Annotated in this window: 20 protein-coding genes; 3 read left to right on the forward strand and 17 right to left on the reverse strand. The window is 72.3% G+C overall.

Going from position 1 to position 20,615, the window contains the following annotated elements:
- Positions 1–480 carry a hypothetical protein gene (locus tag BT341_RS36600; RefSeq protein WP_072480577.1) on the forward strand — a complete coding sequence of 160 codons (480 nt, stop codon included), beginning with the start codon at positions 1–3 and terminating at the stop codon, positions 478–480.
- Here the strand turns inward: BT341_RS36600 and BT341_RS36605 are convergent.
- The 13 genes from BT341_RS36605 to BT341_RS36665 form a co-directional block, all read right to left on the reverse strand.
- A complete protein-coding gene (locus BT341_RS36605; RefSeq protein ID WP_072480578.1) occupies positions 477–959 on the reverse strand; it encodes a hypothetical protein in 483 nt (160 codons plus the stop codon). The two genes, BT341_RS36600 and BT341_RS36605, sit on opposite strands and share 4 nt — an antisense overlap.
- Positions 956–1,444 carry a hypothetical protein gene (locus tag BT341_RS36610; protein WP_072480579.1) on the reverse strand — a complete coding sequence of 163 codons (489 nt, stop codon included), beginning with the start codon at positions 1,442–1,444 and terminating at the stop codon, positions 956–958. The genes BT341_RS36605 and BT341_RS36610 overlap by 4 nt, the downstream gene beginning before the upstream one ends.
- Positions 1,441–2,673 (reverse strand): MCE family protein, encoded by a 1,233-nt coding sequence (locus tag BT341_RS36615; RefSeq protein ID WP_072480580.1) that lies wholly within the window; start codon positions 2,671–2,673, stop codon positions 1,441–1,443. The genes BT341_RS36610 and BT341_RS36615 overlap by 4 nt, the downstream gene beginning before the upstream one ends.
- On the reverse strand, positions 2,670–3,827 hold the full coding sequence (locus BT341_RS36620; protein WP_072480581.1) for an MCE family protein: 1,158 nt from the start codon (positions 3,825–3,827) through the stop codon (positions 2,670–2,672). The genes BT341_RS36615 and BT341_RS36620 overlap by 4 nt, the downstream gene beginning before the upstream one ends.
- Complete coding sequence (locus BT341_RS36625; RefSeq protein ID WP_072480582.1) at positions 3,824–5,017, reverse strand: MCE family protein; 1,194 nt, start codon at positions 5,015–5,017, stop codon at positions 3,824–3,826. The genes BT341_RS36620 and BT341_RS36625 overlap by 4 nt, the downstream gene beginning before the upstream one ends.
- A complete protein-coding gene (locus BT341_RS36630; RefSeq protein ID WP_245805233.1) occupies positions 5,014–5,994 on the reverse strand; it encodes an MCE family protein in 981 nt (326 codons plus the stop codon). The genes BT341_RS36625 and BT341_RS36630 overlap by 4 nt, the downstream gene beginning before the upstream one ends.
- A 116-nt stretch (positions 5,995–6,110) precedes the next feature.
- Positions 6,111–7,148, reverse strand: coding sequence for an MCE family protein (locus BT341_RS36635; RefSeq protein ID WP_072480583.1), 1,038 nt, complete (start codon positions 7,146–7,148; stop codon positions 6,111–6,113).
- Positions 7,145–8,479 (reverse strand): MCE family protein, encoded by a 1,335-nt coding sequence (locus BT341_RS36640; protein ID WP_072480584.1) that lies wholly within the window; start codon positions 8,477–8,479, stop codon positions 7,145–7,147. The genes BT341_RS36635 and BT341_RS36640 overlap by 4 nt, the downstream gene beginning before the upstream one ends.
- A complete protein-coding gene (locus tag BT341_RS36645; protein WP_072480585.1) occupies positions 8,476–9,324 on the reverse strand; it encodes an MlaE family ABC transporter permease in 849 nt (282 codons plus the stop codon). The genes BT341_RS36640 and BT341_RS36645 overlap by 4 nt, the downstream gene beginning before the upstream one ends.
- Positions 9,324–10,112 carry an MlaE family ABC transporter permease gene (locus tag BT341_RS36650; protein WP_072482376.1) on the reverse strand — a complete coding sequence of 263 codons (789 nt, stop codon included), beginning with the start codon at positions 10,110–10,112 and terminating at the stop codon, positions 9,324–9,326. Before BT341_RS36650 ends, BT341_RS36645 begins: the two co-directional genes overlap by 1 nt.
- Positions 10,113–10,188: 76 nt before the next feature.
- Positions 10,189–10,947, reverse strand: coding sequence for a glucose 1-dehydrogenase (locus BT341_RS36655; protein ID WP_072480586.1), 759 nt, complete (start codon positions 10,945–10,947; stop codon positions 10,189–10,191).
- Positions 10,944–11,801 carry a 3-oxoacyl-ACP reductase gene (locus BT341_RS36660; RefSeq protein WP_072480587.1) on the reverse strand — a complete coding sequence of 286 codons (858 nt, stop codon included), beginning with the start codon at positions 11,799–11,801 and terminating at the stop codon, positions 10,944–10,946. The genes BT341_RS36655 and BT341_RS36660 overlap by 4 nt, the downstream gene beginning before the upstream one ends.
- Positions 11,802–11,885: 84 nt before the next feature.
- On the reverse strand, positions 11,886–12,077 hold the full coding sequence (locus BT341_RS36665) for a ferredoxin (RefSeq protein WP_072480588.1): 192 nt from the start codon (positions 12,075–12,077) through the stop codon (positions 11,886–11,888).
- A 70-nt stretch (positions 12,078–12,147) separates the two neighbouring features.
- On the opposite strand from BT341_RS36665, the gene BT341_RS36670 reads away from it, so the two are divergent.
- Entirely contained in the window at positions 12,148–13,311 is a 1,164-nt protein-coding gene (locus BT341_RS36670) for an acyl-CoA dehydrogenase family protein (protein ID WP_072480589.1), read from the forward strand.
- 8 nt (positions 13,312–13,319) lie between these two features.
- Positions 13,320–14,342 carry an acyl-CoA dehydrogenase family protein gene (locus BT341_RS36675; protein WP_072480590.1) on the forward strand — a complete coding sequence of 341 codons (1,023 nt, stop codon included), beginning with the start codon at positions 13,320–13,322 and terminating at the stop codon, positions 14,340–14,342.
- Between the two features lie 7 nt (positions 14,343–14,349).
- Here the strand turns inward: BT341_RS36675 and BT341_RS36680 are convergent, their stop codons facing one another.
- From BT341_RS36680 to BT341_RS36695, 4 genes are all read right to left on the reverse strand, one after another.
- On the reverse strand, positions 14,350–15,486 hold the full coding sequence (locus BT341_RS36680) for a serine hydrolase domain-containing protein (RefSeq protein ID WP_072480591.1): 1,137 nt from the start codon (positions 15,484–15,486) through the stop codon (positions 14,350–14,352).
- Between the two features lie 2 nt (positions 15,487–15,488).
- Entirely contained in the window at positions 15,489–18,170 is a 2,682-nt protein-coding gene (locus tag BT341_RS36685) for a bifunctional acetate--CoA ligase family protein/GNAT family N-acetyltransferase (protein ID WP_072480592.1), read from the reverse strand.
- A 2-nt stretch (positions 18,171–18,172) separates the two neighbouring features.
- Positions 18,173–19,342, reverse strand: a complete 1,170-nt coding sequence (locus tag BT341_RS36690) for an acetoin utilization protein AcuC (RefSeq protein WP_072480593.1) — start codon at positions 19,340–19,342, stop codon at positions 18,173–18,175.
- Positions 19,343–19,693: 351 nt separating this feature from the next.
- Positions 19,694–20,539 carry a sulfurtransferase gene (locus BT341_RS36695; protein ID WP_072482377.1) on the reverse strand — a complete coding sequence of 282 codons (846 nt, stop codon included), beginning with the start codon at positions 20,537–20,539 and terminating at the stop codon, positions 19,694–19,696.
- Positions 20,540–20,615: the final 76 nt, after the last annotated feature.

Consider the following 20,615-nt stretch of genomic DNA (forward strand, 5'->3'; position numbering starts at 1 on the left):
GTGCATCTCGTCGTTCACGCCGACCAGCGGCAGTTCTCGGTCCGCGACTCCGCCTCCCGGCTGACGGGCAGCGGCTGGACTCCCGCGGCGGTCGAACTTCACCGGATCGGGGTGGAGTCCGGGGGCATCGCGATCGCGACGGCGCGGTCGGACCTGGTCGAGTCCTCGCTGACGGTCCTGTCGTCGGCGCCGCCCGTGCTCGCCGGCGCCGAGCACGTCGTCGAAGCCGATCTCGCGGTGCCGAGCGGGTCCTTGGTCGTTTCCGGGCCCGCGGACTACCCGTCGCAGGAGCAGGTCCTGCGGGTCGAGCCGGGCCGGTACCGGGCCCGGGTGTCGTACGTCCCGGCGGGCCCGCCGCCGGCGACGTGGAACGAGCACGAGTTCGGCGAGCACTACCGGTACGTGGTGGAGCTGTGGCCGGTTTCCTCGGCGTCCGAAGTGACGGTCCTGCGCCAGGGCGCCGCCGTCTGGGACGGCTAGAGCGCCGTCAACGCGGCCAGCTTCCAGCGGCCGTCCACCCGCTTGGCCGTCACCGCCAGCTGGGCCACCGAGGACGTCGGTGCTCCGCCGCCCTGGGTCACCGTTTGCTGGTCCAGGAACAGCAGCAGGGACGCGTCGTCGCCGTGCAGTGAACGGACGCCCACCGCGCGGACCGTCGTCGTGCGCACCAGCTTCTGCTCCGTCGCCCGGGCGCGGGCCGCCGCGAACTGGGCCTGGTACTCGCGCACCGCGTCGCCCGTCAGCAGGTCCGCCGCCGCGCGCTCGGTGCGGGCCAGGTTCGCGTAGTCGTAGGAGAACACCGCCTTCACCGCGTCGCTCACCTCCGACGCCACCGAGGTCGTCGCCGCCGTGTCGACCAGGGCCAGGTTGTCGCCCGGGGCCAGGGACGCCGCCTCGATGCCGAACCACACCGCGCAGCCCAGTGCCACCACCACGACCGCCGCCAGCACGCGGGTCATGAGCCCGCCGCCTGGACGCCCGCGACCTTCCAGCCGCCGCCGGCCCGTCGGGCGTCCACCGTGAGCCGGTTCAGGCGCGGCGTCGCGGCGCCGCCGCCCGTGCTCACCCGCACGTCCAGCACCGCCAGCAGGCGGGCCGTGCCCGCGGCGGGGTCGATCTCCGTCACCGCCGCCTGCACCAGGGACGCGGTCGAGACCGTGCGCGCCGAGGTCGCGCGGTCGATCTGCAGCCCGCGGTCCCCGGCCAGGTCCCTGCCGTACTGCCCGGTCGTCGCCGCGATCCAGCGGTCCACGCCGGCGCCCGCCGACCGGTAGTCGATCGTGTTCAACGTGACCAGCTCCGGGCCCACCGCGGCCAGCACCGCGTCCCGCTCCCGGCCCCGCGCCGCGGAGTCGTCCGCCGCCGCGCGCCACCACGACCAGCCGGTGAACCCCGCCGCCAGCACCGAAACGATCGCGGCCACCACCAGCGCCCGCAGTTTCACGACGTGCCCAGCAGCTTGCCCAGCCCGCCCGCCGAGGGGCCGGTCAGCAGGCTCAGCATCCCCGGCAGCTGCTGCGGCGCCGATGCGGCCTGCTGCTGCGGAGCCGCGGGAATGGCGGGCGGCTTCCCCGCGTACGGCGCGTTCTGTGCCCCGCGCACCCCGGTCGGGCTGCCCGGTGGCTCGGCGCAGTACGCGTTCATGTTCACCGGCGCTTCGGTCTCGTCGTTCGCCGGACGCTGCTTCGTGCCTTCGTAGCCCTTCGTGCACGAAGCCGGGTCGAAGAAGTTGAACACCACGCCGAGGTGGCCGGTGCCGTCCGGGGACGTCGACGGCGAGAACGCCGAGATGATCGGGTAGGCCACCAGCAGCTCTTCGATCGCGTCCTTGCGGGAGGTCGTGATCTGCGCGGTGGTCAGCAGGTTGGCGAAGAGCACGCCCAGGTCGGTGCCGGACGCGGCGAGCACGTCGCTGATCTGCCTGCTCAGCTGCGGCGCCTGCGCGATGACCCGCCGCAGGTCCGGGTCGGACGTCTTCAGCTGCCCGGCGATCGTGCGCAGCCCGCTCGCGAAGTCGGTGATGTTCGCCGCCTGCCGCTGCTGCGTGTCGAGCACGATCCGCGAGTTGCTCAGCAGGCCCTGCGTCTGCGGCACGTACTGCGCGGCCACCGCGGTCAGCGAACCCGTGCTGTCGAGCAGCTGCCGGAGTTCCGGGCCCGCGCCGGCGAACGCGTCGTACGTCTCGTCGACGACCGTCCGCAGCGAATCCGGGTGCACGCTCGCGACGAGGTCGTCGAGGTGGCTCAGCACGGTGTCCGGCGACGGCGGCAGCGACGTCCGGTCCCGGGTGATCACCGAGCCGTCGTGCAGGTACGGGCCGCCGTCGTGCTGTGGCAGCAGGTCGACGAACTGCTCCCCCACCGCCGACCGGTTCGCCACCTGCGCGTGCGCGTCGGCCGGGATGTCCGGGGCGCCGGGGTCGATGTCGAGGGCGACGTCGACGCCGTGCTCGGTCAAGGTCAGCCCGGTGACCCGCCCGACCGTGACACCGCGGTAGGCGACCTCGGAGTTGACGAAGATGCCGCCGGAGTCGGTCAGCTGCGCGGTGACCACGTAGCCGCGGCTGCCGAAGAGCCGGTCGAGCCCGGCGTAGTGGCCGCCGGCGTAGACGACCGACACCACGGCGATGACGACGAACGCGAACAGCTGGACGCGGATCTTGCGGGTGGTCACTTGCCGCCCCCGATCAGGCCGAGGAGGCCGCCCAGCAGGCCGGGACCCGCGGCCGGCGGCACCGAGCCGAGGTCGGGCAGCGGCAGCGGCGGGGCCTGCTGCCCGCCGCCGATCCCGGACGGCAGCGCGACCGGCGGCTGCGAGGAATTCGCGAAGTTCTGGATGAGCGTGTCCAGGTCGAGGTTCACGTTCGCCTCGACGTTCGCGTAGTCGCCCTTGATCACGTTGCCCGCGTAGTCCGGGAACGGGTAGGTGAGCAGGATCTGCAGCGCGTTCGGCAGGTTCTGCCCGGCTTCGCCGAGCTTCGTCAGCGTCGGCTGCAGCGCCTTCAGGTTCGCGACGAGCTGGTCACGGCTCTTCGTCACGGTGTCCACCGCGACTCCGGACAGCGCGTCGAGCGCGTTCAGCATGCCGACGAGCTGGTCGCGCTGGTCGGTGACGACCTTCAGGCCCGGCGCGAGGTTGTCGAGCGCGTTCGTGAGGTTCTGCGTCTGGCCGGTCAGGGTCCGGGACAGCTTGCCGAGCCCGTCGATCGCGCGGAGGATCTCGGTGCGGTGGCCGTCGAGCTGGGTCGCCAGCTCGTCCACTCGCGACAGCAGCGCACGGATCTCCGGCTCGTTGCCCGACAGTGCGTCGTTCAGCTCGTGGCTGATCTTCTGGATCTGCTCGACGCCGCCGCCGTTGAGCAGCAACGAAAGCGCGCCGAGCACCTCCTCGACCTCGGGGTTGCGGTTGGTGCGCCCGAGCGGGATCTGCGCGCCGTCCGCGAGCTTGCCCGACGCGGGTTCGGCGGTGGGCACGCTCAGCTCGACGAACTTCTCGCCCAGCAGGCTCGACTGCTTCAGCTCGGCGCGGGCGTTGGCGGGCAGCGCGATGTCGCCGTTGACCGTCATCGCCACCAGCGCCGACCGCGTGTCGGGGGTGAGGGTGATCCGGTCGACTCGCCCGACGGCGACGTCGTTGACCTTGACACTCGACTGCGGCACGAGGTCGAGGACGTCGGTGAACAGCGCGGTGACGTGGTACGGGTGGTCGCCGACGTCGGCACCGCCCGGCAGCGGCGTGCCGTAGAGGCCGTTGAACCCGCCGTCGCTGCAGCCGGCCAGGACGAGCACCCCGGCCAGCACCCCGGCGATCCGCTTGCGCCCGATCACTTGGCACCGCCCGAAAGCTGTTCCATCACGTCGACCAGCGGGAGCGGCAGCGGCGGCAGTTCGCCGTTCTGCAGCGAGTTGAGCACCTGCGGGATGGTGGGCAGCTTCAACGCGCCGTCGAGGACCGGTGCCAGCTGCTTGCAGATGCCGCCCAGCGTGTCCGGGACCTGCTTCGGCGTGAACGAGCTGATCAGCCGGCACGCGGTGAGGATCGGCGGGTTGGTCAGCTCGTTGAGGTTGTCGCGGACGGCGATGGTGCCGGACGCGGCGTCGTAGGAGTTGATGAAGTTGGTCGCGCCGGTCGGGGCGATGTCGAGGACCTCGGCGAGCGCGGCGCGCTGGTCGACCAGCACCTTCGACAACGACGCCAGTTTGTCCACATTGGACTCCAGTGCCGCTTTGTTGTCGTTGACGAACTGCTGGACGTCCCCGAGCGCCCCGCCCAGTGACCGCAGCGCGGCGCCGACGTCGGACGAGTCCGCGGCGAGGAACCGGCTGACGTCGGCGACCCGGCCGTAGAACTCGTCGAGCTGCCGGTCGCTCTGGGCGAGCGCGCCGGTGAACGAGTTCAGGTTCTGCACGGTCGAGAACAGGTCGTCCTTCGAGCCGTCCAGGGTCTTCGCGAGATCGGCGAGCCGGCCGACCGTCGAGTTCAGCGAAGAACCGTTGCCCTTCAACGTGTTCGCGGCGGTGTCGAGCACCCCGGACAGCGCGCCGTCCTTGTTGGCGCCGTTGGGGCCCAGCGCCGTCGACAGCTTGTCGAGGCTCGAGTACAGGTCGTCCAGCTCCACCGGGGTCGCCGTGCGCTCGCGCGGCAGGACCGTGCCCGTCGCCAGCTGCGGGCCGCTGTCGTAGGCGGGCGTCAGCTGGACGTACCGGTCGCTGACCAGGCTCGGCGCGACGACGACCGCGCCGACGTCGGCCGGCAGCGGCACGTCGTCGACCCGCATGTCGACGCGCACCGCGTCCCCCTCCGGCGTGACGCCGGTGACCCGGCCGACCGGCACGCCGAGCACCCGCACCGACGAACCCGCGTACAGCCCGACGGTCTTGCCGAAGTACGCCGACAGCGTGGTGCCGGTCGAGGCGCGGAACACGAGCCAGAGGCCGGCGGTGAGCAGCAGCGCGAGCACGCAGGCGAACGCCAGCCACGTCACCAGGCTGCGGCCGCGGTAGGTGCGGATGGTCATCGGCGGCCCACCCCCTGGTTCGGCGCCGCGATCGGCGGCGTGCAGCCTTCGGGGTTGATGGTGACCACGCCGGCGTTGATCGTCGGCGGCAGCAGCCCGCACAGGTAGCCCTCGAACCAGCGCCCGTTGCCGGTGGCGTTCGCGCCGACGCGGGCGAAGGGCGCCATCAGCTGCAGGCTCTTGTCGAGGTTGCCCTGGTTGCGCTGCAGGATGTCGGTCACCTTGCCCAGCTTGTCGAGCGTCGGCTTCAGCTGCGCCCGGTTGTCCGCGACGAGCCCGGTGAGCTGCGCCGACAGCTGCTGGGTGCCGGTGAGCAGGGCATTGATCGCGGCCTTGCGGTTCTGCAGCTCGGTGAGCAGCAGGTTGCCGTCGCTGATCACGCGCTGCAGCTGGGCGTCGCGGTCGGACAGCGTCTTCGACACCTGGCTCGTGTTGGCCAGCAGCGTGTGCAGATCGCTGTCTCTCGACGACACCGTGCGCGCCAGCGAGGACAGCCCGTTCAGCGTGTCCTTCAGGTACTGCGGGCTGTCCTTGAGGCTGTCCGAGAGCGCGTTGAAGCTGTCGGCCAGCTGTTTCGTGTCGATGTCGCCGACGGTCGCCGACAGCTGCTCGAAGGCGTCCTGCAGCTGGAACGGTGTCCGCGTGCGCGTCTGCGGGATGGTCGAGTTCGGTTCCTGCGTGCCGGTGCCCTTCGGGTCGAGCGCGAGGTACTTCTCCCCGAGCAGCGTCTTGATCTCGATGGACGCCGTCGTCGCGTCGCCGATCCGGACGTCCTTGACGCGGAACTTGACCAGGACCTGCTTGCCCGCGAGCTTCACCGACGACACGGTGCCGACCTTGACCCCGGCGACTTCGACCTCGTTGTCCGGCGCGAGCCCGGCGGACTCGCCGAAGTACGCCGAGTACGTCGTGCCGTTGCCGAAGAACGGGAGCTGGTCGGAGAAGTACGTCGTGGCCGTGACGAGCGCGATCAGCACGAGCGCGACCGCGCCGACTCCCGCCTGGTTGCGTTCCTTCAGCGGCTTCCATGTCCTCTGGGGCCCAGCCCCGGGCCCCGGCCGGGGGGCAAGCCCCCCTGGACCCCCCAACCGACTCATGGGCCACACCTCTCCGCGCGCTGCGTGCCGGGGATCGGGACGATCGGCAGGGTGATGTCGAGCGAGGAAATGCCGATGGTGCCGGTGATCCCGCACAGGTAGTAGTTGAACCAGCTGCCGTAGGACAGCGTCCGGGTGAACTTCTGCAGGTTGCCCGGCAGCACTTCCAGGAGGTGGTTGAGCAGCTCGCCGGAGTCGCCGAGGTTCTGCGAGAGCACGCCGAGCCGATCGACGTCCTCCTTCAGCGCCGGGCGCGCGTCGGCGAGCAGCCCCGTGGTCGACACGGCGAGGTCGCCGAGCGCGCTGACCGCGTCACCGATCGGCTTGCGCTGCTCGGCCAGCCCGCTGACCAGCTTCTGCGTCTGCTCGATGAGGTCGCCCAGCTGCGGGCCGTGGGCGTTGACCGTGCCGAGCACGGTGTTGAGGTTGGTGATGACCTGCCCGATCACCTGGTCCTTGCTCGCGATCGCGCTCGTCAGCGACGCGGTGTGCTGCAGCAGGCTGGTGATCGTGCCGCCCTCGCCCTGGAAGACGCTGATGATCTCGGCCGAGAGCTGGTTGACGTCCTTCGGGCTCAGCGCCTTGAACAGCGGCTTGAACCCGTTGAACAGCACGGTGAGGTTCAGCGCGGGTTTCGTGCGCTCCGGCGGGATCGTGCCGCCCGCGGGCAGTGCCCGGTCGCCGGGGACGTCGGTGCCGAGCGCGAGGTAGCGCTGGCCGACGAGGTTGCGGTACTTGATCGTCGCGGTCACGGTCTCCGGCAGCCGGTAGGCGTGCTCGACCTCGAACCGGACCTGGGCGAGGTTCCGCTCCCCCTCGACCACCTCGATCGCGTCGACCTGGCCCACCTTGACCCCGGCGATGCGGACGTCGTCGCCTTCCTTGAGCCCGGACGCGTCGGTGAACTTCGCCAGGTAGCCGGACGTCTCGCCGAAGTTCGTGTTCGCGATGGTCGCCGCGAGGATCCCGGTGAGCAGCACGGTGACGACGGCGAACACCGTCAGCTTGACCAGCGATCCGGCGAAGCTCCTCACTTCAGCTCCACCTCCGTCCCGCGGTAGAGCGGCCCGACGATCAGGCCCGCCCAGCCGGGCACGTCACCGGGCGAGGTGCCGAGCGCGGGCGAAGCGAGCAGGTCGATCAGGTCCCGCTCGTAGGCGGAGCCGACGATCGTGCCCGACCCGCCGACCGCGCCGCCGCCCGCGGTGATCGGGCCCGGCAGCCGCTCGGGCGGCGACTTCGGCGGCGCGGGCTTGCTGGAGCCGTCCTCGATGGCGCCGTCCGGCGGGTACTGCGGCCAGACCCCCGGCTTGGGGACCTCCGGGTAGCAGCGCGGGCCGCGCTTGTCCTCGTACTTCGGCTCGTCGACGCCCGGCAGGTACTTCCCGCGGCTCGCGGCGAACTCGATGGTGACCCGGCTGACCTCGGGGTGCGCGGTGCCCTTGCCGAACGCCAGCTCCGCGCGCGGCACCGACTCCGCCAGCTGCCGCAGCAGGCACGGGTACTCGGGCGCGTACTTGGCGAGGACGTCGAGCGTCGGCTGGACGGCGGTGGTGAGCCGGATCAGGTTGTCCTTGTTGACCTGCAGGAAGTTCGTGAGATCCACCGAAGCCGCGGTGACGGTCGCGTAGAGGTCGGTCAGCTGCGCGCGCTGGTCGACGATCGTGCGGCTGGTCGTGGTCAGGTCCGACAGCGCCTGCAGCAGGTCCGGCGCGGCCTTGTCGTAGGTGCCGGCCACGTTCGCCAGGCCGGTGATGTCGGCCTTGACGTCCGGCAGCGACGGGTTCAGCTTGCCGAGGTAGTCCGACAGCTGCACGAGCGTCTGCCCGAGCTGCTTGCCGCGGCCCTCCAGCGCGGTCGACACCGCGGTGAGCGTGCTCGACAGCTTCTCGGGCTGGACGGCCTGCAGCAGCGGCATCACGTCGTCGAGGACCTTCTGCAGCTCGATCGCCGCGCTGCTGCGGTCCTGCGGGATGACGTCGCCGGCCTCGATCGGCCGTTCCGGCCGGTCCGGCAGCTGCAGGGCGACGTACCGCTCGCCGAAGAGCGTCTTCGGCAGCAGCCGCGCGGAGACGTTCTTCGGGATGACGTCCGTCTTGCCCGGGTCGAGGGCCAGCTCCAGCTCGGCGTGATCGCCCTTCGCGACCACCGACCGGACTTCGCCGACGAGCATGCCGCGGACCTTGACGTCGCCGCCGGTGCGCAGCTGGCTGCCGACGTGGTCGGTCTCGAGCTTCACCAGCGTCACCGGCGTGAAGGCCTTGTTGTAGACGGCGAGGGTGAACGCGACGAACAGCGCGGCGACCAGCAGGAACGCCAGCCCCAGCACCTGGTACCGCAGCCGCTGCCGAAGCTCCCGCCTCATCCGGAGATCCTCACCGTGGTGTTCGCGCCCCAGATCGCCAGGCTGAGGAAGAAGTCCAGCACCGAGATCAGCACGATCGACGTCCGGACCGCGCGCCCGACCGCGACGCCGACCCCGGCGGGGCCGCCGCTCGCGGTGAAGCCGTAAAAACAGTGCGAAAGGATCACGAGCACGCTGAACACGATCACCTTCCCGAACGACCACAGGACGTCGCCGGGTGGCAGGAACAGCGTGAAGTAGTGGTCGTAGGTGCCCGCGGACTGGCCGTAGAGCCAGATCGTGATCTGCCGGGACGCGAGGTAGCTCGACAGCAGGCCGACCGCGTAGAGCGGGATCACCGCGGCGACGCCCGCGAGCACCCGCGTCGTCACCAGGTACGGCATGCTCGGCACGCCCATGACTTCGAGCGCGTCGATCTCTTCGGAGATGCGCATCGCGCCGAGCTGGGCGGTGAAGCCGCAGCCGACCGTGGCGGACAGCGCGAGGCCCGCCGAGAGCGGCGCGACCTCGCGCGTGTTGAAGTAGGCCGAGATGAACCCGGTGAGCGCGGCCGTGCCGAGCTGGTTCAGCGCGGAATAGCCCTGCAGGCCGACGATCAGGCCGGTGAACAGTGTCATCCCGATCATCACGCCGAGCGTCCCGCCGATGACCGCCAGCCCGCCGGTGCCGAAGCAGACTTCGGTGAGCAGCCGCAGCGTTTCCCGGCTGTAGCGGCGGACCGTGCGCGGCGACCAGGCGAGCGCTTTCGCGGCGAACGCGAGCTGCTTGCCGAGCCCTTCCAGGCTCTGGCCCGGCCGCGCGAGGTATTCCAGCGTCCGGTCGCGATCGAGGGGTTCGGCCGTCATCACATCGCCTTCGGCGGGACGATCCGCAGGTAGATCGCGGTGAGCACGACGTTGATGAGGAACAGCAGCAGGAACGTGATCACGACGGCCTGGTTGACGGCGTCGCCGACGCCCTTCGGGCCGCCCGCCGGGTTCAGCCCGCGGAAGGCGGCGACCACGCCGGCGACGAAGCCGTACAGCAGTGCCTTGATCTCGCTGATCCAGAGGTCCGGCACCTGGGCCAGCGCGTTGAAGCTGGCCAGGTAGGCACCCGGCGTGCCGCCCTGCAGGACGACGTTGAAGAAGTACCCGCCGAGCACCCCGACCACGCTGACCAAGCCGTTGAGCAGCACCGAAACGACCATCGCGGCGAGCACCCGCGGCACGATCAGGCGCTGGATCGGGTTGACGCCCAGCACCTCCATGGCGTCGATCTCTTCACGGATCTTGCGCGCGCCGATGTCCGCGCAGACCGCGCTGCCGCCCGCGCCCGCGACGAGCAGCGCGGTGATCAGCGGGCTCGCCTGCTGCACGATGGCCAGCGCGCTGGCCGCGCCGGTGAACGACTGCGCGCCGATCTGCGCGGTCAGCGAGCCGAGCTGCAACGCGATCACCGCGCCGAACGGGATGGCCACCAGCGCGGTGGGCAGGATCGTGACGCTGGCGAAGAACCAGCACTGCTGGATCCACTCGCGGGCCTGGAACGGCCGCTTGAAGATCGCGCGGAGCACCTCCCAGGCGAGGGTCGCCAGGCGGCCGACCTGGGTCAGGGCCGCGGTTCCCGGGAGCGTGCCAACGCTGTCGCTCACCACACCTCCCAGTAGTCGCTCACCCCCGAGTGTCGTCCATACCCGGTGTCCGCTTTTCGTTAGCGGTGTTAACTTTTCAGAAGTTCAACGCGTGCGTCGCCGTCGCCCCGCCGTCCGCGACGAACTCCGCTCCCGTGCAGTACGCGCTCTCGTCGCTGGCCAGGAACAGCACGAGCTTCGCCACGTCCCCGGGCTGACCGACCCGTCCGAGCGCGACCCGCTTCCCGATGGGGGACAGGTCGACTTTCTGCCCGCCGGCCGCGGTCTCGACCATCTGCGTGTCGATCGCGCCGGGGTGCACCGAGTTGACCCGGATGTGCTTGCGGCCCAGCTCCATGGCCGCGACCTTGGTCATCCCGCGGATCGCGAACTTGCTCGCGGTGTAGGCGACGAGGTAGGGCATCCCGGCCAGTCCCTCCACAGAGGACACGTTGACGATGGAGCCACCGCCGGCGGCGGTCATCGGTTCAACGACCGAGCGCATCCCGAGAAACGCCCCGATCTGGTTCACCCGGATCACGCGTTCGTAGTCGGCCAGCGTCGTCTTGCCCAGCTCGGCGAAATGCAGGATGCCCGCGTTGTTGACCAGCACGTTCGGCGCGCCGAACTCCCTGGTCGCGCGGTCGACCGCGGCGGCCCAGCCGTCCTCGTCGCCGACGTCGAGGTGCTGGAAGACGGCCTGCTCGCCGAGCTCGGCGGCCAGCTGCCCGCCCTCGTCGTCCAGGATGTCGGCGAGCACGACCCGCGCGCCTTCGGCGACGAACGCGCGGGCGGCGGCCTCGCCCTGCCCGCGCGCGGCCCCGGTGACGATGGCGATCTTCCCGTCCAGCCTCACGGCTCCTCCAGGATCTCGGTGGCGGCGAACATCCGGGCGGGGTCCCGCCCGGCGAAGAACGCGCTGACCGATGTCTCGAGCTCGTCGAGGCGCCAGCGCTGCTCGATCCGCGGCGCTTCGACCAGCGCGACCGTGCCGCCGTGCACCACGAACACCTGCCCGTTGACGTGCTCGGCCGCGGGCGAGGCGAGATAGGCGACGAAGGGGGCGACGTGCTCGACCGACAGGGGGTCGGTTCCCTCGGCGGGTGCTGCGCCGAACACGCCTTCGGTCATCGCCGTCCGCGCCCGCGGGCAGATCGCGTTGGCGCGGACGCCGTACTTGGCGAGGCCGCGGGCGGCCGACATGGTGAGCGCGGTGATGCCCGCCTTGGCCGCCGCGTAGTTGGGCTGGCCGGGCGAGCCGATGAGGAACGCCTCGGACGCGGTGTTGACCAGGCGCCCGTACACCGGCCGTCCGTCCGCTTTGGACTTTTCCCGCCAGTGCCTGGCGGCGTTGCGGGACAACAGGAAATGCCCGCGCAGGTGGACGCGCAGCACGGTGTCCCAGTCGTCGTCGGACATCGAGAACAGCATCCGGTCGCGCAGGACGCCGGCGTTGTTGACCACGATGTCGAGCCCGCCGAGGTCGAGGGCGGCCTCGGTGAGCGCGTCGGCGGTGGCCCGGTCGCCGACGTCGCCGGCGACCGCCACCGCCTTCCCGCCCGCCGCTTCGATCTCGGCGACGACGTCCTTCGGCTCCGCGAGGTCGTTGACGACGACGGTCGCGCCGCGGGCCGCCACGGCGAGCGCTTCGGCCCGCCCCAGCCCCGCGCCGGCGCCGGTCACGATCGCTGTCCTGCCGGTCAGGCTCACCGCTAGGCCTCCTCGCCGAGTCCCGGATCTCGCGCCTACAGTAGAATCTGTTCTCGTTGAGGGCAAGCCTCCGGGTGAACGCTGCTAACCGGTGATGAACAGGGCGTTCTTCGGACAGTTCTTCACCGCATCGGTAACATGTTCTACCTCGTCGGCTGGAACCGGGCCCGGCCGGACGACCAGCTCCTCGTCGTCGTCGAGGTCGAAGACGTCCGGTGCGAGCCCCACGCACACCGCGTTCGCCTCGCAGAGCGAACGGTCGACACCGATCTCCATGCTTCCTCCGCCGGATGAGTCCTGGTACAACTAGAACAGGTTCTAATATAACGCCGGATCGAGGTGACGGGTGCGGATCGACTACACACCGGAGCAGCGCGCGCTGGCCGCTGAACTCCGGGAGTACTTCGCCGAGCTGATGACGCCCGAGCGACGCGACGCCCTCCGCGCCGGTGGCGGCGAGTACGGCGACGGTTTGGCGTACAAGGAAATCGTCCGGCAGCTGGGGAAGGACGGCTGGCTCGCGCTGGGCTGGCCGCGCGAGTACGGCGGGCAGGGCCGCCCGATGCTCGACCAGCTCATCTTCACCGACGAAGCGGCCGTCGCCGGGGTGCCGGTCCCCTTCCTCACGGTCAACACCGTGGGGCCGACCATCATGCGCTACGGCACCGACGAGCAGAAGGCGTTCTACCTGCCGAAGATCGCCGCCGGCGAGCTGCACTTCTCGATCGGCTACTCCGAGCCGGAGGCCGGCACCGACCTGGCGTCGCTGCGGACGCGCGCGGTGCGCGACGGGGACGAGTACGTCGTCACCGGGCAGAAGATGTGGACCAGCCTGATCGAGTACGCCGACTACGTCTGGCTCGCCGTCCGGACCGATCCGGAGGCGAAGAAGCACCGCGGGCTGTCGATCCTGATCGTGCCGACGTCCTCGCCCGGGTTCTCGTGGACCAAGGTGCACACCGTGGCCGGCGCGGGTACCAGCGCGACCTACTACGACGGCGTGCGCGTGCCGGTGTCCGCGCGCGTCGCCGAGGAGAACGCGGGCTGGCCGCTGATCACCAACCAGCTCAACCACGAGCGCGTCGCGCTGACGTCGTCGGCGCCGGTCCGCAAGGCCCTCGCCGACGTGCTGGCCTGGGCGAAGGAGACCGGCGCCATCGACCACGAATGGGTGCGGCTGCACCTCGCGCGGGTGCACGCCGGCGCGGAGTACCTGAAGCTGCGGAACTGGCGCATCGCCTGGGCGGCCGCGGCGAGCGAGCTGGGCCCGGCCGAGGCGTCGGCGACCAAGGTGTTCGGCACGGAGTTCGCGATCGAGGCCTACCGGCTGCTGATGGAGGTCCTCGGCGCGGCCGCGGTCGTCCGCGACGGCTCGCCGGGCGCGCTGCTGGCCGGACGCATCGAGCGCCTGCACCGGTCGGCCCTCATCCTCACCTTCGGCGGCGGCACCAACGAGATCCAGCGGGACATGATCGCCGCCACCGCCCTCGGCCTGCCCGTCACGCGCTAGGAGCGTTCATGGACTTCACCTCCTCCGAAGCTTCGGCCGACCTGGCCGCGCTGACCCGGCGGATCCTCGCGGACAAGGCCGGCCACGACCCGCACGGCACCGGCGGCTTCGACGCTCCCTTGTGGACCGCGCTCGGCCAGGCGGGCGTACTCGACGCGGCCCTGCCGTCGTCGCTCGGCGGCGGCGGGTTCGGCCTGCCGGAGCAGTGCGCGGTGCTGACGGAGATCGGCCGCGCGGTCGCGGCGGTGCCCTACCTGCCGTCGGTCACGATGGCGGCGTCCGCGCTGGCGGAGTTCGGCACCCCGGAGCTGGTGGACCGCTGGGTGCTGCCGGTGCTGCGCGGTTCGCGGGTCCTCGCGGTCGCGCTGTCCGGGTTCACCGCCGCGGACGGGCGGGTGTCCGGCACGCAGTCCGCGGTGCCCTTCGGCGCGTTCGCCCACGGGTTCCTGGTCGCCACCCCGGGCCAGGTCTTCCTGGTGGACGCGGCCGCCGGCGGCGTCTCGATCGAGCCGCAGCAGACGACCGACCACGCCGACGCGTGCCTGCTGACGCTGTCCGGCGTGCCCGGAGTTCCGCTCGGTGACATCGGCGGATGGCTGCGGCTGCGCGGCACGGCCGGCGTCTGCGCCCAGCAGCTCGGCGTGGTGGAGCGGGCGCTGGAGCTGACGGCGGCGTACGCGGCCGAGCGCAAGCAGTTCGACCACGTCATCGGCGGGTTCCAGGCGGTCCGCCAGCGCCTCGCGGACGCCTACCTCGACGTCGAAGCGGTCCGCCTGACCACGCAGCAGGCGGTGTGGCGGCTCGCGTCGGACCTCCCGGCCGCGGAAGCGGTGGCGACGGCCAAGTTCTGGGCGGCGGAGGCGGGCCACCGGGTGGCCCACACGGCCGTGCACGTCCACGGCGGCGTCGGCATCGACGTCGACCACCAGGTGCACCGGTACTTCACGGCGGCGAAACGCCTGGAGTTCCAGCTCGGCACGGCGACCGAGCAGCTGCTGGCCCTCGGCGACGCACTGGCCGCCGACGCCTGAAGCCGGGTCACGGCTTGGCCGCGTACGTCCAGAACTCGCGCATCAGCGGGGTCGGGTCCGGGCTGGTCAGCTCGACCTGGGTGAGCAGCACCGTGACCGTGCCCGTCGCCGGGACCACGTGCCAGGCCGTGCCCGCGCCGCCGACCCAGCCGTAACGGCCCGGGACCTCCCACGGCTGCTCCGCCTCGACGTCGACCGATCCGCCGTAACCCCAGCCCTGGCCGTGCAGGAACAGCCGCCCGGCTTCGCGCTGGGCCGGCGTCAGGTGGTTCGCGGTCATGGCGTGCACCGAACGCGGGGTCAGCAGCCGGTGGTCGCCGACCGTGCCCTCGGCCAGCAGGAACCGGCCGAACGCCAGGAGGTCGCCGGCCGTCGAGACGAGCCCGGCCGCCCCGGACGGGAACGGCGGCGGGCTGCTCCACCGGCCCTCCGGCGAGTCGATCAGCTGCAGCCCTTCCTCGCCACGCCGGTACGCGCTCGTGAGCCGGCCCAGTGCCGCGGTCGGCACGAAGAACCCCGTGTCCGCCATGCCCAGCGGCTCGAACAGCCGCTCGGCGAGGAACTGCGGCAGCGGGCGGCCGGTCACGCGCGAAATCAGCACGCCCTGCAGGTCCGAGCCGGTGTCGTAGAGGAACGCCTCTCCGGGCTGGTGCAGCAGCGGCACCTGCGCCAGCGCGGCCAGCCACTCGTCCGGCGGCAGGCCCCGCGGCGACGCCGCCGGGTGGCCGAGCACCTGCAGCAGCAGGTCCACCGCGGGCAGCGTCATGTCCGCCGCCAGGCCGTACCCGCAGCGGAAGGTCAGCAGGTCTTCGACCGTGATCGGGCGGACGGCGGGCACGACGTCGTCGACCGGCCCGGCGGGGGTGCGGACCACCATCGGCGACGCCAGCTCGGGCAGCCACCGCGCCACCGGGTCGTCCAGCGCGAGTTCGCCGTCGTCGACCAGCATGAGGACCGCCGCGGCGACGATCGGCTTGGTCAGCGAGGCGATCCGGAACAGCGAGTCCGGGGCCATCGGGACGGTGCTCTGGGCGTCCGCCGAGCCCACGGCCGCCACCTCGGGCTGCTCGCCGTGCGCGACCAGCGCGACCGCGCCGGGCACGTCCGCGGCGTGCCGGGTGAGCACCTCTTTCAGCGTGGCCACGGTCAATCCAGCGGGTTGATCGCGCGCAGGCGCCGCGGGCCGGTGTCGGGCCGCGACGGCGGCGGGCCCAGCACCAGGCGGGCGTTGGCCACGAAGGCGCCGTCCGGCGACGCCAGGATCGGGTCCAGCACCAGCGAGCGGACCTCGGGGTTGTCCTCGGCGAGCGCGGCCACCCGCAGCACCATGTCCTGCAGCGCGGCGAGGTCGGCGGGCTCGTCGCCGCGGTAGCCGGTGAGCAGCGGCGCGGTCCGCGGCTCGCGCACCAGGGTCGCGGCGTCGACGTCGGTGAGCGGCACCGCCCGGTAGGCGCGGTCCCCGAGCAGCGTGCTGACCAGCCCGGACAGCCCGAACGACACGAGCGTGCCGAACGACGGGTCGTCCTGCAGCCCGATCACGCACGACAGGCCCTTCGGCGCCATCCGCTGGACGTACACGTCGTCGTCGCCGGAGACTTCGCGCAGCGTTTCGTAGGCGGTGCGCACCGCGTCTTCGGACGCCAGGTCCAGCCGCACGCCCGCCAGGTCGGGCCGGCCGCGCAGCCGTTCGTCGACCGCCTTGAGCGTCACCGGGTAACCCAGCTCGGCGGCCGCCGAGACCGCTTCGTCCACTGTGGACGCGACGCGGAACGGGACCACGTCGACGCCGTAGCAGCCCAGCAGCCGCACGACGTCGGTGTCGGACAGCAGCGTCGTCTTCCCGTTCTCGGCTTCGAGCAGCTCTCGCACCAGGCCCTGCGCCTGCTCGGTGTGGATCCCGGCCGGGCGCACCAGCGTGCCCTGCGGGCGCTGCCGCCACGCGGCGTACCGGACGACGCGGGCGAGGGCGTTCACCGCGCGCTCCGGGCTCGGGTACGACGGGATCGAGCCGCGGGCCGGCACACCGTCGTCCGACGGCACGGCCAGCTCGTCCGGGACGCCTTCGGCGGCGAGGAACGTCGAGACGATCGGCTTGCGCTCCCCCAGCGCCACGACGGTCTCGCGCAGGGCGCGCGCATACGCGGTCCCGGGGGTCGCCACCGGCGGCGCGAACACGACGACCAGCGCGTCGGTGTCCCGCGAGGTCAGTGCCTCGCCGACGGCCTCGGCGAAGTCGTCCGGGCTCGCCTGCGGGCCCACGTCGACCGGGTCGAACGCCAGCCGCAGGCCCTGGCTGCGCGCGGTGTCGGCGGCCAGCAGCCCGATCGCGCTGGAGTTGCCGACGATGCCGATCCGCGGCCCGGCGGGCAGCGGCTGGTGGGCGAACACGAGCGCGGTGTCGAACAGCTGCGCCAGCGACTCGACGCGCACGACACCCGCCTGCTCGAACAGCGCCTGCACGCTGGCCTCGTCGATCTCCGTCGACGTCGCCGCGAGCTGCGGCCGGACCGCGTGCCGCCCGGACTTCACCGCGACGATCGGCTTCGTGCGGGCGAGGCGGCGGGCCAGCCGCGCGAACTTGCGCGGGTTGCCGAAGGACTCGAGGTAGAGCAGGACCAGGTCGGTGTCCGGGTCGGTTTCCCAGTACTGGAGCAGGTCGTTGCCCGAGACGTCGGCGCGGTTGCCGGCCGAGACGAACGTCGACAGGCCGAGCCCGCGCGCCTCGGCGTCGGCGAGGATCGCGGTGCCCAGCGCGCCGGACTGGCAGAAGAACCCGGTGCGCCCGCGGCCGGGCAGCCGCGGCGCGAGCGTGGCGTTCAGCCGGATGCCGGGCGCGGTGTTGAGCACGCCGAGCGCGTTCGGGCCGACGACGCGCATGCCGTGCGCCCGCGCCTCGCCGACCAGCCGCAGTTCGGCGTGCAGGCCGTGCGGGCCGGACTCGGCGAACCCGCCGGAGACGATCAGCAGCGTCTTGACGCCCTTGGCGAGGCAAGCGTCCAAAACGGACTCGACGGCCTCCGCGGGGACCGCGACGACGGCCAGGTCGACCGGGTCGGGGATGTCGAGCACCGACGGGTACGCGCGCACGCCGCGGATCGAGCGGTGCTCGGGGTTCACCGGGTAGACGGTGCCGGTGAACGCGGCGGCCAGCAGGTTCACGAAGGCGACGTGCCCCACCTTGCCCGGTTCGGCGGACGCGCCGATCACCGCGACCGACCGGGGGTGCAGCAGGTTGTGCACGCTGCGCGCCTCGGCGGCCTGTTCCCGCGACCGCGCGACGGCGAGGGACTCCTCGGTCGGGTCGATGTCGAACTCCAGGTGCAGCACGCCTTCCTCGATCTCACGGCTGACCTGGTAACCGGCGTCGCGGAAGACACGCACCATGGCGGCGTTCTCGGCGAGCACCTCGGCGACGAACCGCCGCAGCCCGCACTCCGACGCGGCCGCGGCGAGGTGTTCCAGCAGGATCGAGCCGAGCCCGCGGCCCTGGTGCGCGTCGCTGACGACGAAGGCGACCTCCGCCGACGGCCCGTGGTCGAGCCGCTCGTACCGCCCGACGGCGACGATGTCGTCACCGAGGAAGGCGGCGAACGCGACCCGGTCGTGGTGGTCGACGGTGGAGAACCGCTTCAGGTCCTTCTCGGGGATCCGCGGGTAGGCGCCGAAGTAGCGGAAGTAGCGGGTGCGCTCGGAGAGTTTCGCGTGGAAGGCGACCAGGCCGTCGGCGTCGGTGGGCACGATCGGGCGCAGGTGGACGGTGCCGCCGTCGGACAGCACGACGTCGGCCTCCCAGTCGCGGGGGTAGTCGAAGGGGTCCCGTCCGGCCATGGTCAGTCCCTGGGGTCGTCCGGGTCGAGGCCGTGCAGGGGGAAGACGGCGCGGCGGGTGTCCCGGACGGCGACGTCCACCGGGTCGTCCTCGCCGTCACCCCACGGCTTGAACTCCGTGTCGCGGTCGTCGGTCATGGCCCGCGGCAGCTCGGCGTGCGGCGCGGCCTTGCTCACGGCCGACACCCAGCCGGCCGGCAGCGGCGTCGCCGGGTCGACGTCCCGGTCGAGGACGGTCGCGATGAGGTGCGTCCACGACCGCGGGACCACCCGGATCAGCTGGTACCCGCCCCCGCCGACGGCGAGCCACTTGCCACCCGCGTACGTCTCGGCGAGATCGCGGAGGGTGGCGTAGATGGCGCGGTGCCCGTCGACCGACAGCGACAGATCGGCCAAGGGATCTTCTTCGTGCGAGTCGACACCGCATTGGGTGAACAGCAGCTGCGGTTCGAAGTCGGCGAGCAGCGAGGGAACGACGGCGTTGAACGCCCGCAGCCAGCCGGGGTCCCGGGTGCGCGGCGGGAGCGGAACGTTGACGGCGGTGCCGTCGGCCTTCCCGCGGCCGGTCTCGGCGGAGTAGCCGGTGCCGGGCCAGAGCGTGAAGGGGTGCTGGTGCAGCGAGATCGTGAGGACGCGCGGGTCGTCGTAGAAGGCGGCCTGGACGCCGTCGCCGTGGTGGACGTCGGTGTCGATGTAGGCGATGCGCTCGAAGCCGTGGTCGAGCAGCCACGAGATGGCGACGGCGCAGTCGTTGTAGACGCAGAACCCGGACGCGTGGTCCCGCATGGCGTGGTGCAGGCCCCCGGCGATGTTGACGGCGCGGCGGGCCTCGCCTTCGGCGATCTTCCGGGCGGCGAGCAGGGTGGAGCCGACGACGAGCGCGGAGGCGTCGTGCATGTCGGAGAAGACGGGGTTGTCGGCGGTCCCGAGCCCATGCCCGACATCCCACCCGACAAGCGGCGCATCCCGCACGGCGGCGAGATATTCGGGAGCGTGCACCCGCAGCAGCTCCTCGTCCCCGGCGGCGGTGGGCACGAGCAGCCGGACATCGTCGAGCACCCCGAGCTCGGTGGCCAGCCGGACGGTCAGCTCCAGCCGGACGGGATTGAACGGATGGTCCGTGCCCAGGTCATAACCGAGAAGCGCGGAGTCCCAAACAACAGCCGGCGACATACTGACCGACTCTAGTGCCGATCGCCGGAATCCGTGGACTCGAACCGACGCTCAGGTGGGTCCGGCTGCGCCCGGCTCGGTCGGCCGGGCCCGGCAGGGCGGCTGCGCCGGCTGGCTCCGCTGTGCGCCACGGGCCGCGGGGCGCGCTCGCCCACCGACCGGAACGTGCTCCCGGGCCGGCAGGGCGCTCGGTACCGACCGGCCGCCGCCGCATCCCGGCGGGCCGCCTGCGGGCGACTCCGCCGACGGATGCCCCTCGGCCACCAGCGGGCACCTCGCCCCGGCGCCCGCCCCAAGCCACAGTCACGCCCGCACCCGCCCTGGCCCTCGCCGCCGGGCGCGCTGCGGGGCTCAGCCGGGCAGCTCGCCCGTCGCCGCCGGGCGGGACGGGTCGCGTGACCAGTGCGACCACGAGCCCGCGTACAGGGCCGCTCCCGGGTGGCCCGCCAGCTCCAGTGCCAGCACCACCGAACTCGCCGTCACCCCGGACCCGCAGTACGCCCCCACCGGCTCGCCTGGGCGCAGGCCCAGCTCCGTGAACCGGGCCGCCAGCTCCTCCGGCGAACGCCAGCGGCCCTCGCCGGTGGTGTGACCCGCGAACGGGGCGTTCACCGCGCCCGGGATGTGGCCCGCCCGGGGATCCACCGGCTCGGTCTCGCCCGTGTAGCGCGGCTTCGCCCGGGCGTCGAGCAGCAGGCCGTCGCGCGCGAGGGCCGCCGCCTCGTCCGCGTCGAGCACCGGCATCGCGCCCGGGCGGACCGTGACGTCGCCCGGCTCCGGCCGCGCCGGCTCCGTGCTCACCGCGTGCCCGCCGGCCGTCCACGCTGCGTAACCGCCGTCCAGCACCGCCACCTCTTCGTGGCCCGCCCAGCGCAGCAGCCACCACGCCCGCGCGGCCACCGAGCCGTCGGCGTCGTCGTAGACCACCACCCGCCCGCCTGCCCGCACGCCGGCCGCGCGCAGGTCGCGCTGCAGGTCGGCCGGATCGGGCAGCGGGTGCCTGCCGCCTTCGCCCGGTTCGCCCGCGAGCGCGCGGTCGAGGTCGACGAACACCGCGCCCGGCACGTGGCCTTCGCGGTAGGACTCGGCGCCGGGCGGGCCGGCGAGCCGCCAGCGGACGTCGAGGACGACGGGCCGGTCGCCGGCCGGGCCGGCCAGCGCGGCGGCGAGGTCGGTGGTGCTGATCAGCGGACGCATGGCTCCCATCTTCCAGCGGTCCGCCACCCGGCCGTTCCCGGGCTCGGGCGGAAGGCCCACGGCGAGTTGTTATCCC

Source organism: Amycolatopsis australiensis, assembly GCF_900119165.1.
In the GTDB taxonomy this organism is placed as follows: Bacteria; Actinomycetota; Actinomycetes; order Mycobacteriales; family Pseudonocardiaceae; genus Amycolatopsis; species Amycolatopsis australiensis.